The sequence below is a fragment of the Sanguibacter antarcticus genome (assembly GCF_002564005.1).
GTDB classification, from domain to species: domain Bacteria; phylum Actinomycetota; class Actinomycetes; order Actinomycetales; family Cellulomonadaceae; genus Sanguibacter; species Sanguibacter antarcticus.
This window is the reverse complement of the sequence record NZ_PDJG01000001.1, coordinates 1208650-1223132: the sequence shown is the minus strand read 5'-3', so window position 1 is coordinate 1223132 and position 14483 is coordinate 1208650. Positions and strand designations below refer to the sequence as shown.

At 68.8% G+C, this 14483-nt stretch carries 13 protein-coding genes and 1 tRNA gene; 12 read left to right on the top strand and 2 right to left on the bottom strand.

Going from position 1 to position 14483, the window contains the following annotated elements:
• Positions 1-11 precede the first annotated feature (11 nt).
• Complete coding sequence (gene tkt / locus ATL42_RS05520; RefSeq protein WP_098454487.1) at positions 12-2189, bottom strand: transketolase; 2178 nt, start codon at positions 2187-2189, stop codon at positions 12-14.
• Between the two features lie 476 nt (positions 2190-2665).
• Between tkt and ATL42_RS05515 the strand changes: the two genes are divergently transcribed.
• The 12 genes from ATL42_RS05515 to ATL42_RS05460 all read left to right on the top strand — a co-directional run bounded on the left by ATL42_RS05515 (position 2666) and on the right by ATL42_RS05460 (position 12975).
• Positions 2666-3628, top strand: coding sequence for a heme o synthase (locus ATL42_RS05515; RefSeq protein ID WP_098456364.1), 963 nt, complete (start codon positions 2666-2668; stop codon positions 3626-3628).
• A 19-nt stretch (positions 3629-3647) separates the two neighbouring features.
• A complete protein-coding gene (gene xerD, locus ATL42_RS05510; protein WP_098454486.1) occupies positions 3648-4598 on the top strand; it encodes a site-specific tyrosine recombinase XerD in 951 nt (316 codons plus the stop codon).
• 83 nt (positions 4599-4681) lie between these two features.
• The gene (locus ATL42_RS05505) at positions 4682-5569 is read left to right on the top strand and encodes a ParA family protein (RefSeq protein ID WP_098454485.1); all 888 of its coding nucleotides are present in this window, start codon (positions 4682-4684) and stop codon (positions 5567-5569) included.
• Positions 5553-6476 (top strand): segregation and condensation protein A, encoded by a 924-nt coding sequence (locus ATL42_RS05500; protein WP_098454484.1) that lies wholly within the window; start codon positions 5553-5555, stop codon positions 6474-6476. Before ATL42_RS05505 ends, ATL42_RS05500 begins: the two co-directional genes overlap by 17 nt.
• Complete coding sequence (scpB, locus tag ATL42_RS05495) at positions 6439-7167, top strand: SMC-Scp complex subunit ScpB (protein ID WP_098454483.1); 729 nt, start codon at positions 6439-6441, stop codon at positions 7165-7167. Before ATL42_RS05500 ends, scpB begins: the two co-directional genes overlap by 38 nt.
• Positions 7168-7959, top strand: coding sequence for a pseudouridine synthase (locus ATL42_RS05490; protein ID WP_098454482.1), 792 nt, complete (start codon positions 7168-7170; stop codon positions 7957-7959).
• A 37-nt stretch (positions 7960-7996) separates the two neighbouring features.
• Positions 7997-8359 (top strand): chorismate mutase, encoded by a 363-nt coding sequence (aroH, locus tag ATL42_RS05485; RefSeq protein WP_098454481.1) that lies wholly within the window; start codon positions 7997-7999, stop codon positions 8357-8359.
• Positions 8356-9057, top strand: coding sequence for a (d)CMP kinase (cmk, locus tag ATL42_RS05480; RefSeq protein ID WP_098454480.1), 702 nt, complete (start codon positions 8356-8358; stop codon positions 9055-9057). Before aroH ends, cmk begins: the two co-directional genes overlap by 4 nt.
• Positions 9054-9746, top strand: a complete 693-nt coding sequence (locus ATL42_RS05475; protein WP_098454479.1) for a lysophospholipid acyltransferase family protein — start codon at positions 9054-9056, stop codon at positions 9744-9746. Before cmk ends, ATL42_RS05475 begins: the two co-directional genes overlap by 4 nt.
• Positions 9747-9791: 45 nt before the next feature.
• Complete coding sequence (der, locus tag ATL42_RS05470) at positions 9792-11342, top strand: ribosome biogenesis GTPase Der (protein WP_098454478.1); 1551 nt, start codon at positions 9792-9794, stop codon at positions 11340-11342.
• Positions 11343-11368: 26 nt separating this feature from the next.
• Positions 11369-12766, top strand: a complete 1398-nt coding sequence (locus ATL42_RS05465; protein WP_098454477.1) for a UTP--glucose-1-phosphate uridylyltransferase — start codon at positions 11369-11371, stop codon at positions 12764-12766.
• A 135-nt stretch (positions 12767-12901) separates the two neighbouring features.
• A tRNA-Pro gene (locus ATL42_RS05460) sits at positions 12902-12975 on the top strand.
• Positions 12976-13419: 444 nt separating this feature from the next.
• Here ATL42_RS05460 and ATL42_RS05455 read toward each other — a convergent pair.
• The gene (locus tag ATL42_RS05455; RefSeq protein ID WP_098454476.1) at positions 13420-14454 is read right to left on the bottom strand and encodes a hypothetical protein; all 1035 of its coding nucleotides are present in this window, start codon (positions 14452-14454) and stop codon (positions 13420-13422) included.
• Positions 14455-14483: the final 29 nt, after the last annotated feature.

Here is a 14483-nt window from a genome sequence, read left to right as displayed (position 1 = left end):
GCTGAGCGACCTCAGTGCTGGTCGGCTGTTCCGCCCTCCGACGGGACAGGTGCTGCTCCAGGTGTGTCTGAACCCACAGCGGCGATCGACTCTCGTGCTGCTGCAGCGACGGTCTCGGACGTGATCCCGAACTCCTGGAACAGCGTCTTGAAGTCGGCGGACGCACCGTAGTGCTCGATGCTGATCGAGCGGCCGGCGTCTCCGACGAGCTCGCGCCAGCCCTGCGCGATGCCGGCCTCGACCGATACCCGGGCCTTGACGGACGCGGGCAGCACCGACTCGCGGTACTCGGCGTCCTGCGCGTCGAACCACTCGCGGCACGGGACGGACACGACGCGTGCCGCGATGCCTTCCCCAGCGAGCGTCTCGCGCGCCGCGACGGCGAGCTGGACCTCAGACCCGGTCGCCAGGAGGATGACGTCCGGTGTGCCGGACGGTGCGTCCAGGAGGACGTACGCGCCGCGGGCGACGCCGGCGGCCGAGGCGAAGGCGTCGCCGCTGGCGGCACCCTCGCTCCGCGTGTACGTCGGGACGTTCTGGCGCGTGAGGACGATCCCGGCGGGGCGGTCGTCGTGCTCGAGGAGCGTCTTCCAGGCCCAAGAGACCTCGTTGGCGTCCGCCGGGCGGATGACGTCGAGCCCCGGGATGGCCCGCAGCGCGGCCAGGTGCTCGATGGGCTGGTGCGTCGGGCCGTCTTCGCCGAGACCGATCGAGTCGTGCGTCCACACGAACGTCGACGGTGCTCCCATGAGCGCCGCGAGGCGCACAGCGGGACGCATGTAGTCGGAGAACACGAGGAACGTGCCGCCGTACGCGCGGGTGCCGCCGTGCAGGACGATCCCGTTGAGGATCGCGCCCATGGCGTGCTCGCGGATGCCGAAGTGCAGCGTGCGGCCGTACTTGTCGCCTGTCCACGCGTCGGTCGAGTGCTCGGCCGGGATGAACGACGGCTCGCCGGCCATCGTCGTGTTGTTCGACTCGGCGAGGTCGGCGGACCCGCCCCAGAGCTCAGGGAGCACCGGTGCAAGCGCGCTGAGCACCTTGCCGGACGCGGCGCGGGTCGACATGTCCTTGCCGCCCTCGAACACGGGGAGGGCTTCAGACCAGCCGTCGGGCAGCGTGCGGGTGGAGAGGCGCTCGAGGAGCGCCTCGCCCTGCGGGTTGGAGGCCTTCCACGCGTCGAAGCCGACGGTCCAGCTCTCGCGGAGCGCAGCCCCGCGGGCACCGACCTCACGAGCGTGCGCGAGGACCTCGGCCGGAGCAGCGAAGGTCTCGTCGGGGTCGAGGCCGAGAGCGATCTTGAGGCCCTTGATCTCGTCGCCACCCAGCGCAGACCCGTGGATCTTGCCGGTGTTCTGCTTGCTCGGGGAGGGCCAGCCGATGACGGTGCGCAGCGCGATGATCGACGGCTTGCCGGTCTCGCTCTTCGCTGCGGCCAGTGCTGCAGCGAGCTCGGCGACGTCCTCGACGTAGCCGGTCCCGCCACCCGTCCAATCGACGCGCTGGACGTGCCAGCCGTACGCCTCGTAGCGCGCGAGGACGTCCTCGCTGAACGAGATGTTCGTGTCGTCCTCGATGGAGATGTGGTTCTGGTCGTAGACGACCACGAGGTTGCCGAGCTTCTGGTGCCCAGCGAGCGACGACGCCTCGGACGTCACGCCCTCCTGGAGGTCACCGTCGCCGGCGATGACGTAGACAGAGTGGTCGAACGGGCTCTCGCCGGGCGCTGTGCTCGGGTCGAGCAGCCCACGCTCGCGGCGGGCGGCCATGGCCATGCCGACGGCGGACGCGAGGCCCTGGCCGAGGGGGCCGGTCGTGATCTCGACACCGTCTGTGTGCTTGTACTCGGGGTGTCCCGGGGTCTTCGAGCCCCAGGTGCGCAGCGACTTGAGGTCGTCGAGGTCGAGGTCGTAGCCCGAGAGGAAGAGCTGGAGGTAGAGCGTCAGCGAGGCGTGCCCTGCGGAGAGGACGAAACGGTCGCGACCGACCCAGTGGGCGTCGCTCGGGTCGTGGCGCAGCACCTTCTGGAACAGCAGGTATGCCGCGGGGGCGAGGGAGATCGCGGTGCCGGGGTGGCCGTTGCCGACCTTCTCGACGGCGTCGGCCGCGAGGGCCTTGATCATCTTGACTGCTCGGTCGTCCAGGTCAGTCCACTCGAAGGGCTGCTCTGCGGGGGCGAACGCGTTCACCGAACCTCATTTCTCCGGGGCTCTCGCTCACCGGAATCAGTCGTCGTGCAGGGTGTGGCAGGCAGTGCGGTAGACCTGTGCGGGCCAGCCTGGCGCCTGATGGAGCACGTGCTGTAGAGCACTGGTGGCCCTGCGCCATCGTGCACGTCTGGACCATCACCAACCTTAACGCGTCACCCGCTGAGCACCTTGTGAGCGCTCACACGGCGGTCACCTCCTAACGTCACACCACGATCCGGCCCTGCCGGAGGTGTTCCAGGGTGAGACACCAGTACCATGAACGAACGTCGTCTCAGGCAGCGCACAGCAGCTCGCGCACCTGCTCCCCTCGGACGCAGAACGGATCCCAGCCTCGCGTGCACACTTCGAGCCCAGCATCGGCCCAGCCGTCGAGCCGTCCCCACGGCGACGGCGGCCCAGCATCCTCCCCGAGCGGCGACGCCGACCACGGTCGTAGCCGTGACATCGACGACGGTCTGAGCGTCGACGACGACGCGACGCCCGAGCGACCGTCACCGGCCACGTCGTCGACGGGGGCAGGCGAGCGTGACCAGAGCTTCGGCGGACGGCTCGGCGCCTACGTGGCGCTGACGAAGCCACGCATCATCGAGCTCCTCCTCGTGACGACCCTGCCGACGATGATCCTCGCTGCCGACGGTCTGCCGTCGTTGTGGCTCGTGATCGCGACGCTCGTCGGCGGTACGGCTGCCGCGGCGTCCGCGAACGTCCTCAACTGCTATATCGACCGTGACATCGACGAGATCATGGACCGCACCAAGCGTCGTCCGCTGGTGACCGGCGAGGTGTCGCCGGAGTCCGCTCTGATCTTCGGCGTGGCCCTCGGGGCGATCTCGCTCCTGTGGTTCGCTCTCGTCGTCAACATCTCGTCGGCGCTGCTGACCGCGGGCGCGATCCTCATCTACGTCGTGGGCTACACGATGATCCTCAAGCGCCGCACGCCGCAGAACATCGTGTGGGGCGGGATCGCCGGCTGCATGCCGGTCTTCATCGGCTGGTCCGCCGTCACGGGATCGCTCAGCTGGGGCGCTGTCGCGCTCTTCCTCGTCATCTTCTTCTGGACGCCGCCGCACTACTGGCCGCTGTCGATGAAGTTCCGGCGGGACTACGCCAACGCCGGGGTACCGATGCTGCCCGTCGTCGCCGACGACGCCAAGGTCGCCCGCGAGATGGTGCTCTACACGCTCGCGATGATCGCGTGCTCGCTCGCCCTCGTGCCCCTCGAGAACATGTCCTGGGTGTACGCGGTCGTGGCGACGGGGCTCGGTGCATGGTTCCTCTACTCGTGCATCGGCATGTACCGGCGTGCGATGGACCCGACGCTCGGCAAGCTCGGTGCGATGAAGGTCTTCCACGCCTCGATCACCTACCTGACGTTGCTGTTCGTCGCCGTAGCGGTCGACGTCTTCCTGCCCTTCTAGGTCAGGAACGGCGGTGGCTATGACGGCTGCGGTCTCAGAGAGCGCTGCGGGTCGTGCGCTCCAGGGCTACCTCGACCACCTGGCAATCGAGCGAGGAAGCTCGCCGAACACGGTGGCCGCGTACCGGCGGGACCTCACGCGCTACGTCCTGTTCCTCGACGCCACCCAGACCGACCTCGCCGAGGTTCAGACGAGCGACGTCGAGCTGTTCGTCGAGGCGCTGCGCACCGGCACCGACGGTGGCGCCGTCCTTGCTCCCGGGTCGACCGCGCGGAGCCTGGCGGCGCTGCGCGGGTGGCACAAGTTCTGTGTCGAGGAGCGACTGACGACCTCGAACCCGGCTCTCGGGATCCGTCCCCCCAGCAGGCCCAAGCGCCTGCCCAAGGCGATCTCGACGCACGACGTCGAGCTGCTCCTCGAGGCAGCGGGCGCAGGCGAGGGCCCGGGCCCGCTGCGCGACCGTGCGCTGCTCGAGCTCCTCTACTCCACGGGCGCGCGTATCTCCGAGGCTGTGAACCTCGACGTCGACGACCTCGACCTCACGCGGGGCACCGCGTCCGTGCGGCTCTTCGGCAAGGGCAGCAAGGAGCGCGTCGTGCCCGTCGGGACCTACGCGGTCGACGCCGTCGAGGCATATCTCGTGCTGGCTCGACCTGCCCTCGTATCGACCGGTCGCGGGACGCCCGCGATCTTTCTCAACACGCGCGGCAACCGTCTGAGCAGGCAGAGCGCATGGGCTGTCCTGCGGACGTCCGCCGAGCGCGCGAAGCTGCCCGGCGCGGCCCACGTCTCCCCGCACACCCTGCGGCACTCGTTCGCGACCCACCTGCTCTCCGGTGGCGCTGACGTGCGGGTGGTCCAAGAGCTCCTCGGGCATGCCTCGGTCACCACGACGCAGATCTACACGATGGTGACCGCGGACGCGCTGCGCGAGGTGTACATCCAGTCGCACCCCAGGGCGCTCGGCTGAGCCAGTCGCACCGCGGCAGGCACGCACGACATGCGACGGCGCGCTTCAGCGACCGCGCGGGTGCCCTGGGGTAGCGTGATCGCGTGACCAGCCAGGCCCAGGACGACACCAGCGAACCGACGCTAGACCCGACGCTCGACGCGGTCGGGCGCCGTCTGCCCGACTTCCCGGAGCCGGCCCCGCTGACCAGCCACGGCCCTGCGCGGATCATCGCGATGTGCAACCAGAAGGGTGGCGTGGGCAAGACGACCACGACCATCAACCTCGGTGCCAGCCTCGCGGAGTACGGTCGCCGCGTCCTCATCGTCGACTTCGACCCCCAGGGCGCGGCCTCGGTCGGTCTCGGGGTCAACCCGCACGAGCTCGACCAGACGATCTACAACCTCCTCATGGAGCGCGACGCCGACATCCACGCGACGATCGTGCCGACCCGCATCTCCGGGCTGCACGTGCTGCCCGCCAACATCGACCTGTCCGCTGCGGAGGTGCAGCTCGTCGGCGAGGTCGCCCGCGAGTCCGTCCTCTCCCGCGTGCTGCGCCCGGTGACGGACGACTACGACGTCATCCTCGTCGACTGCCAGCCGAGCCTCGGGCTCCTCACCGTCAACGCGCTCACCGCCGCCCACGGCGTCCTCATCCCGCTCGAGTGCGAGTTCTTCGCGCTGCGCGGCGTCGCGCTGCTCGTCGAGACGATCGAGAAGATCCGCGACCGGCTCAACCCGCGCCTCGAGGTCGACGGCATCATCGCGACGATGTACGACAACCGGACCCTGCACTCCCGCGAGGTCGTCGCCCGAGTCTTCGAAGCGTTCAACGAGACCCTCATGCACACCGTCATCGGGCGCACGGTGAAGTTCCCGGACTCCTCGGTGGCCGCCGAACCCATCACCACGTACGCCCCGACGCACGCGGGCGCGACGGCCTACCGTCAGCTCGCACGCGAGCTCGTCTTCCGTGGCGACGCGGCCTGAGGCAGGCCGCACGGCCGACAGCGCCCTCGACGGCGAGTTCGAGGTCCACCTAGAGAACTTCTCAGGGCCGTTCGACCTGCTCCTCTCGCTCATCGCCAAGCACAAGCTCGACATCACCGAGATCGCGCTCGCCCAGGTGACGGACGAGTTCATCTCCTACCTGCGGGCCGCCGAGCGCGACCTCGACACGACGAGCGAGTTCCTCCTCGTCGCTGCGACGCTGCTCGACCTCAAGGCGGCACGGCTCCTGCCCGCCGGTGACGTCGACGACGCCGACGACCTCGAGCTGCTCGAGGCCCGCGACCTGCTCTTCGTCCGGCTCCTGCAGTACCGCGCGTACAAGCAGCTCGCCGGGGTGTTCGCCGAGCGTCTGGCCGACCAAGGACGGGGACTGCCTCGGATCGCGCCGCTCGAGCCGCACGTCGCAGCACTGCTTCCCGAGCTCGTGTGGACCGTCTCGCCGGAGCAGCTCGCCGCGCTCGCGGCCCGTGCGCTCCAGCCGCGCCCGGAACCGCCCAGCGTCGACGTCGGCCACCTCCACGCACCGCTCGTGAGCGTGCGAGACCAGGCTGCGATCATCGTCGAGCGGTTGCGTTCGCGCGGGGCGTCGTCTTTCCGTGCGCTCGTCCTCGACGCCGACGGCGTCATGGTGGTCGTCGCACGTTTCCTCGCTCTGCTCGAGCTCTTCCGCGAGGGCGTCGTGTCGTTCGACCAGGTGACACCGCTCGGAGACCTCACCGTGCACTGGACCGGCGGCGACGTCGAAGACGTCCAGGTCCAGGGCGACTTCGACGAGCCGGACCTCTCCTCTGGCACGATGTCTCCTGAGAGCACGACGACCACCGCACCGACGACGAAGGAGACGAGCGATGAGCACGGCCGACGACGCCGCAGCGCTCGAGCCTGACGTCCGCTCGCTCCCCGGAGGGGTGCTGGCTGCGGTCGAGGCCGTCCTCATGGTGACGGACGAGCCGGTCTCGGTTGTGCGTCTCGCCACAGCGCTCGCGGTCCCGGTCCCCGAGGTCGAGGAGTGCTTGCGGACCCTGTCGGCGGAGTATGCCGGGCGGCCACCGGGGGAGCCGTCCGTGCTGCCCGAGGAGGGCGAGCCCCGTCGGCCGGCGGGCTTCGAGCTGCGCGAGGCCGGCGGCGGGTGGCGGATCTACAGCGCTCCGGCGTTCGCGGACGTGGTCGCGCGCTTTGTCACAGATGGTCAGACGGCGCGTCTGACCCAGGCCGCGCTCGAGACGCTCGCCGTCATCGCGTACCGCCAGCCGGTCACGCGCGGGCAGGTCTCGGCCGTCCGCGGGGTCAACGTCGACGGCGTGGTGCGCACCCTGAGCGCACGCGGACTCGTCGCCGAGGTGGGCACCGACGCGTCGAGTGGTGCGCTGCTCTACGGAACCACGGGATACTTCATGGAGCGTATGGGCTTTTCTTCGCTCGACGAGCTGCCCGCGCTCGCGCCGCACCTGCCGGAGATCGACGCCTTGGACGGTCTCGACGACGTCGGACCCCGTGGTCGCGACGATCGGTGGGCAGGACTGGTAGGAGCCGGAGCGCACGAGCAACCCGTAGCGCCTGAACTGGAGGACAAGTAGATGAGCAACACCCGTGGTGGCCGCAAGAAGGCACTCCCACAACAAGCGCCCCGCGACGTCCACGTACCGGACGGGGTCCGCCTGCAGAAGGTGCTCGCGACGGCCGGCCTAGGGTCGCGTCGTGCCTGCGAGAACCTCATCACGAACGGTCGTGTCGAGGTCGACGGGGTCCTCGTGACCGAGCTCGGCGTGCGCGTGGACCCGGTGAAGAACGCCGTGCACGTCGACGGCATGCGGATCCAGCTCGACACGTCCCTCGTGACGATCGCTCTGAACAAGCCGCTCGGCGTCGTCTCGACGATGCACGACCCGGAGGGACGCCCGACGCTCGCGCAGTTCGTCGCGGACCGCCCAGAGCGACTGTTTCACGTCGGTCGCCTCGACGCGGAGTCGGAGGGCCTGCTCATCCTCACGAACGACGGAGAGCTCGCCAACCGTCTGGCGCACCCGAAGTACGAGATCCCCAAGACGTACCTCGTGCACGTCCAGGGTCGCGTGACCGGGACCGTCGCCAACGCGATGCTCCACGGCATCGAGCTCGAGGACGGCACCGCGAAGGTCGACCGCTACAAGGTCGTCGACACGAACCCGCAGTCGAGCCTCGTCGAGGTCGAGCTGCACGCGGGCCGCAACCGCATCGTCCGCCGGATGTTCGACGAGGTGGGCCACCCCGTGACCCAGCTGGTCCGCACGAAGATCGGGCCGGTGCGCCTCGGCGACCTGCGTCCGGGTCGTGTGCGTGTGCTCGGCCAGACCGAGCTCGGCACGCTCATGGCCGACGTCGGGCTGTGACCGTGCGGCGCGTGGCCGACCCGAGGGCGGGCCGGTCATGACCGTGCGCGCCATCCGTGGCGCCACGCAGCTCGACTCGGACGAGCGCGAGCACCTCTTCGCACGGACGACCGAGCTCGTGCGCGAGGTGCTGCGCGCGAACGACGTCGACACCGAGTCGCTCATCTCGATCATCTTCACGTGCACCCCGGACCTCGTCTCGGACTTTCCCGCCGCTGCGGCGCGCGAGATGGGCCTCGGGGACGTCCCGCTCATGTGCGCCACGGAGATCGCCGTACCGACCGCGCTGCCCCGGGTGGTGCGCCTCATGGCGCACGCGAACCTCGAGGTGCCGCGCGCGGACGTCCGGCACGTCTACCTGCACGGCGCGACCGCACTACGAAAGGACCTGGCGCAGTGAGCCTCACGATCGCCATCGACGGGCCGTCCGGCTCGGGCAAGTCGAGCGTCTCCCGGGAGGTGGCGCGCAGGCTCGGCCTCGCGTACCTCGACACGGGGGCGATGTACCGCGCAGCCACGTGGTGGTGCGTGCGCAACGGGATGGACCTCGACGACCAGCCCGGGGTCGCCGGCCTCGTCGAACACATCCCGCTCGTCATGGTGACGGACCCGCAGGCGCCGACCGTCCACGTCGACGGCGTGGACGTCGCCGACGCGATCCGCGACTCGGCGATCTCCACAGCGGTCAGCGCCGTCGCGACGAACCTCGTCGTGCGCGCCGAGCTCCAGGCCCGCCAGCGCGCCGTCATCGCCGGCGAGGCCGTCGGCGGGTTCTCCGGCGGTCAGGGCGTCGTCGCGGAAGGACGCGACATCACCACCGTCGTCGCGCCGGACGCCGACGTGCGCATCCTCCTCGTCGCGAGCGAGGACGCCCGGCTCGCGCGCCGCGCCCGCGACGTCCACGGGACCGACGACGCGGCCTCGGTCGACGCGACCCGCGACCAGGTCCTGCGCCGCGACGCCGACGACTCGACCGTCTCGCAGTTCCACGTCGCCGCCGACGGGGTCGTGACCATCGACTCCTCCGACCTCGACCTCGAGCAGACGGTCCAGGCCGTCCTCAGCGTCGTCCAGCGCGTTGTCGGTGCGAGCGCATGAGCGCCGCCCCGCCCACCGTGCCCGGACCCCGCGGCGCCGCCTGGGCACGCTGGGTCGGAGTGTTCCTCGCCCGCATCGTGTGGAACACCCGCGCGGTCGGACGGTCGAACGTCCCCACCGACGGACCCTTCATCCTCGCGGCCAACCACACCGGCCTCATGGACGGACCCGTCGTCGTCGGCGTCTCCCCGCGCCCCGTGCACATGCTCGTCAAGGAGTCGATGTTCACCGGGGCCGTCGGGACCTTCCTGCACGCCGCGGGCCAGATCTCTGTCGATCAGGACGGTGGGCGCTCCGCGCTCGCGGCCGGCATCGGCGTCCTGCGCCGCGGTGGCGGGCTCGGCATCTTCCCGGAGGGCAACCGGGGCCGCGGTGACGTGTCGACCGGGCACGCGGGGGTCGCGTGGCTCGCGCTCAACGGCAAGGCGCAGGTGGTGCCGGTCGCGGTCCTCGGCACGCGCAGCACGGGCCAGAAGGTCAGCGCCCTGCCGAGGTTCCGGCACCGGATCCATGTTGAGTTCGGCGAGCCGTTCCTCGTCGAGCGCAGGCCCGGGACCAGCGGCAAGGTGGCGCTCGAGGAAGCCAACGTGCAGATCCGGGAGGCGCTCTCGTCGCTCGTGGTCGAGGCGGTCGCACGCACGGGGATCGCGCTCCCTGCGGACGGCCCGGAGCAGGACGCCGTCGTCTGAGCGCGTGTGTTCGTGAAGGGGCCCTGTTGCTGGGACAATGGGACCATGAGTACGCCTGAGCACAACCACACCGAAGACGTCGTCGCAGAAGCGCAGCCCACCACGGACCTCCCGATCGAAGACCAGGACGGTTCCGCCACGGACGCTTCCGGCGACGACGACTCCGACGCGGGTCGTGAGCGGGCGCTGCTGGCCGGCCTGTCCGACTACGAGCTCGCGGACGACGACCACGCCCTGCTCGCTGGCGACCCTGACGCCCTCGCGCGTGCTGCCTCGATGGCGCCGCTGCCTGTTCTGGCTGTCGTGGGACGCCCGAACGTCGGCAAGTCGACGCTCGTCAACCGCATCATCGGCCGCCGCGAGGCGGTCGTCGAGGACAAGCCTGGCGTCACGCGCGACCGGGTGAGCTACCCGGCCGAGTGGGGTGGCCGCAACTTCATGGTCGTCGACACCGGCGGCTGGGAGGTCGACGCCCGTGGGCTCGACGCCCGTGTGGCCGAGCAGTCTGAGATCGCGATCGGTCTCGCTGACGCGATCATGTTCGTCGTCGACGCGACCGTAGGCCCCACCGCCACGGACGAGAAGGTCGTCAAGCTCCTCCGCAAGTCCGGCAAGCCCGTGGTGCTGTGCGCCAACAAGGTCGACGGGCCGCGCGCAGAGGCAGACGCTTCTGAGCTGTGGAGCCTCGGTCTCGGCGAGCCGTACCCGGTCTCCGCACTGCACGGCCGTGGCACCGGCGACCTCCTCGAGGCCGCCATGAAGGCGCTGCCGACCACGTCGGAGCACGGTGTCGCGATCCAGCAGGGTCCGCGTCGTGTCGCGCTCGTCGGGCGTCCGAACGTCGGCAAGTCGTCGCTCCTCAACAAGGTGGCCGGCTCGGAGCGGGTCGTCGTCGACTCGACCGCGGGGACCACGCGCGACCCGGTCGACGAGCTCATCGTGCTCAAGGGCAAGCCGTGGACCTTCGTCGACACCGCCGGCATCCGTCGTCGGGTGCACCAGACGCAGGGCGCCGACTTCTACGCCTCGCTGCGCACGCAGGCAGCGATCGAGAAGGCTGAGGTGGCCGTGGTGCTCCTCGACGCGAGCGTCTCGCTCACGGAGCAGGACACGCGCGTCATCTCGCAGGTGATCGAGTCTGGCCGCGCCGTGGTCATCGCGTACAACAAGTGGGACCTCATGGACGAGGACCGCCGCCCGTACCTGGAGCGCGAGATCGAGAAGGAGCTCGTGCAGGTCCAGTGGGCGCCGCGGGTGAACATCTCGGCGATGACGGGGTGGCACATGGACCGCCTCGTGCCTGCGCTCGAGCGGTCGTTGGAGTCGTGGGACACCCGCATCTCGACCGGCAAGCTCAACTCGTTCCTCGGTGAGCTCGTGGCCGCGCACCCGCACCCGCTGCGCGGTGGCAAGCAGCCGCGCATCCTCTTCGCGACGCAGGCCTCGACACGCCCGCCGCGCTTCGTCATCTTCTCGACCGGGTTCCTCGAGGCGGGCTACCGCCGTTTCATCGAGAGACGCTTGCGCGAGACGTTCGGTTTCGAGGGCTCGCCGATCTCGATCTCGGTGCGTGTCCGAGAGAAGCGCAAGCGCTGACCGAAGGTATTCACTAGCATCGGAGCATGACTGCTCCAGGACTGTCTCAGGCCCAGCAGAAGATGCGTGACGGGGGAGTGCACCCCACCGCGATCGACGTCTTCTCCCACTTCTACGGACTTCTCGAGTCTGGTGAGACCGGCGTGATCCGTGAGTGCGACGTGGATCCGTTGGTGGACGTCGATCGCCAGGAGGATTTGGAGATCCCGGAGGAGGTCGGGCGTGATGCGCTCGCTCTGACGGCGATCATCAAGCTCAACGGTGGCCTCGGTACGTCGATGGGCATGGACAAGGCGAAGTCGTTGCTCACGGTGCGGGGCGAGGAGTCGTTCCTCGACATCATCGTGGGCCAGGTGCGGCACGCTCGGGAGACGTCCGGGGCGCGCCTGCCGCTGATCTTCATGAACAGCTTCCGCACGCAGGACGACACGTTGGCGGCGCTCGCGAAGCACCCGGACGTGGCGGTCGAGGGCGTGCCGCTGGACTTCTTGCAGAACCGTGAGCCCAAGCTGCGGGCGGACGACCTCTCGCCGGTGACGTGGGAGGCGGACCCGACGCTGGAGTGGTGCCCGCCTGGGCACGGTGACCTGTACACGGCGCTCCAGACGTCGGGGGTGCTCAAGGATCTTGTGGCGCAGGGCTTCCGGTATGTGCACGTGTCGAACTCTGACAACCTCGGTGCGTCTCCGGACGCGGCCGTTGCGGGGTGGTTTGCGTCTTCGGGGGCGCCGTTCGGTGCCGAGGTGGCTGTGCGGACGCCGGCGGACCGCAAGGGCGGTCACCAGGTGGTGCGCAAGAGCGACGGCAGGATCGTGCTGCGAGAGACGGCGCAGACGCTCGACGAGGATGCGGCTGCTGCGGCGGACATCTCGAAGCACAAGTTCTTCAACACGAACAACTTGTGGTTCGATCTCGAGGCGTTGACGACCGAGCTCGACCGGACGAACGGCGTGCTGCAGCTGCCGCTCATCAAGAACTCGAAGACGGTGGACCCGGCGGATGCGTCGTCGACGCCGGTGATCCAGATCGAGTCGGCGATGGGCGCGGCGATCGAGGTGTTCGAGGGCGCTGTGGTGCTCGAGGTGGACCGGTCGCGGTTCTTGCCGGTGAAGACGACGAACGACCTGCTGGTGCTGCGCAGCGACGTGTACGAGCTGGGGGAGGACTACCTGCTGCGTGCTGTGGTCGAGGCGCCGCTCGTTGATCTGGACTCGAGGTTCTACAAGACGATCGGGACGTTCGATGCGCGGTTCTCGGCGGGGGCGCCCTCGCTCGTTGCGACTTCATCGCTGAGCGTGGCTGGGGACTGGACGTTCGAGGCTGGCGTGACGGCTGTGGGGGACGCTGTGCTGTCTGACACGGGTGCGCCGTCGACGGTGCCTTCTGGGGCCACGATCAGCGCGGACGGGCTCTCTGAGGCCTGACCTGGAGCCCGCTCGACGGGGCTCGGTGGCGTGGGCGGTGTCGTGAGCACCGCCCACGGTGAGGTAAAGTTCTCTACGGCCCTCCGGGGCCGGTGAGGCTCTCACAGACAGTCCTCGGACTGGCGCGAGAGCCTTCGGGATGTGGCGCAGCTTGGTAGCGCACCTGACTGGGGGTCAGGGGGTCGCAGGTTCAAATCCTGTCATCCCGACTAGCGTTTACGCACGTCGGAAGGTCATCACCGCCAAGGCGGGGGTGGCCTTTTTCGCGGCTTTTGGGCCTATCCGGGGGGGGGCATGGTGATAGTGCTACCAGTAGACAGAATTGGACGACGGGGCAACAGATCTGCGTCTGATGACTTACCGCTTCGGCGACGTGCCGTGAGGTCGCGATCCACGCCGGGCTGTGCGGCGGCCCAACCCTAGACGACGTGCCGAGCGATGCTCACGAATCGTGCTCGTCGGGGATCCTCGCGTGAACGAGGCTCGCGATCTCGGAGCGTATGCAGGCGCCAGCGAGTTCTGAGTAGGGATCTTGGGATGGGCGGCGGTTGGGAACCCCGAAGTCCGTACCTCCGAATCGGAGTGGGCGACTGCGCCGGTGCGCGACGACTTGAGGTGACCACTGCTTACCAGTGCGCGAACGTGATCGGCCTTCACTCGCTTGGTTTGGAGTCATTCTTCGCTTTTGCCGCTAGTGCAACTGCGCCAAGTGATCCGACTGCACTGACTCCGATGAGTGCTTTCCGTCCTACTTCTCTACCCGCGGTCCTGCGCTGCTGCGGGTCGCGAAACGCCTCTCGCCACGAAGTAGGACTGAGCACATCACGAATGGGTGCGATGCCAAGTGGGGTGTGGAAGTCGTCGACCACTGCTGCCGTGGAGTTGAGGGAGTCGATCACGGAACGTGCGGCTCTCGCGTGGAGGAGGACATTGCCGTTGGCAACGCCGCCGGCTTGATCCATCTGAGTCATCAACCATGTCGTGTTTTCGAGCACGCTCGTCCGCCGCTTCTCGCGCGCGGCCGCAAGTCCAAGCCGGTGGCCTTCGAGGTTCTCTGGGGCCATGGTCAGCACATGATCGAGCTCGACCACTCTGAACTCGTCCTGGAGCTCGAAGCAACGAGCGAGCACGGCGAGCTGGACCGCGACGTCGTGCTCGATCTCGTGCGTGGCCTTCCTCAACTCGCCGGTCTTGTGCTTGCCATCCACCTTATCGGCAAGGGCACATAGCGCGAGCAATGCCTCGTCCTGCACGTTCAGAATCGTCTCGGAGACACCGCCTACCTTGTCCCACAGCGTCTTGGGGTCGCCGCCGTGCGATCGGATCGTCATGGCTTCCTCGATCGCAGCCGCTGCGCTCTTCATCCTGGCAAGGACGGTATCTCGTTGCGCGCGGCGTACGTCATTGAGCTTCTCGTCGATCCTCAGCAGAAGCGCCTTGAGCTCTTGCGCCTCGGCTTGTTGGGAGAACTGGCTCATCAGCCCGCCCACACCGGAAAGCACCGCTGGGTTCGTGAGCAGAGAGGCGGGACCGTCTTCGACCTGGAGCCACTTGAGTGACTGCTTCCCGGTCTCACCGAGCATTGCATGGCTGATGCCCTCGGTCTTGGTCTTCATCAATCCACCCGCGTCTTTGAGGCGCTTCGCGGACTCGGGCGTGAGCTTCAGGTACAACGCAGACTGCTCCATGACCCCGGAGGCTGCCTCCAGGAGGCCAG

Excerpts from the sequence above, each read along its gene's own strand:
- xerD (WP_098454486.1), top strand. The coding sequence starts at position 3,648 with ATGACGGCTGCGGTCTCAGAGAGCGCTGCGGGTCGTGCGCTCCAGGGC.
- scpB (WP_098454483.1), top strand. The coding sequence starts at position 6,439 with ATGAGCACGGCCGACGACGCCGCAGCGCTCGAGCCTGACGTCCGCTCG.
- ATL42_RS05490 (WP_098454482.1), top strand. The coding sequence starts at position 7,168 with ATGAGCAACACCCGTGGTGGCCGCAAGAAGGCACTCCCACAACAAGCG.
- aroH (WP_098454481.1), top strand. The coding sequence starts at position 7,997 with ATGACCGTGCGCGCCATCCGTGGCGCCACGCAGCTCGACTCGGACGAG.
- ATL42_RS05475 (WP_098454479.1), top strand. The coding sequence starts at position 9,054 with ATGAGCGCCGCCCCGCCCACCGTGCCCGGACCCCGCGGCGCCGCCTGG.
- der (WP_098454478.1), top strand. The coding sequence starts at position 9,792 with ATGAGTACGCCTGAGCACAACCACACCGAAGACGTCGTCGCAGAAGCG.
- ATL42_RS05465 (WP_098454477.1), top strand. The coding sequence starts at position 11,369 with ATGACTGCTCCAGGACTGTCTCAGGCCCAGCAGAAGATGCGTGACGGG.
- ATL42_RS05455 (WP_098454476.1), bottom strand. The coding sequence starts at position 14,454 with ATGGAGCAGTCTGCGTTGTACCTGAAGCTCACGCCCGAGTCCGCGAAG.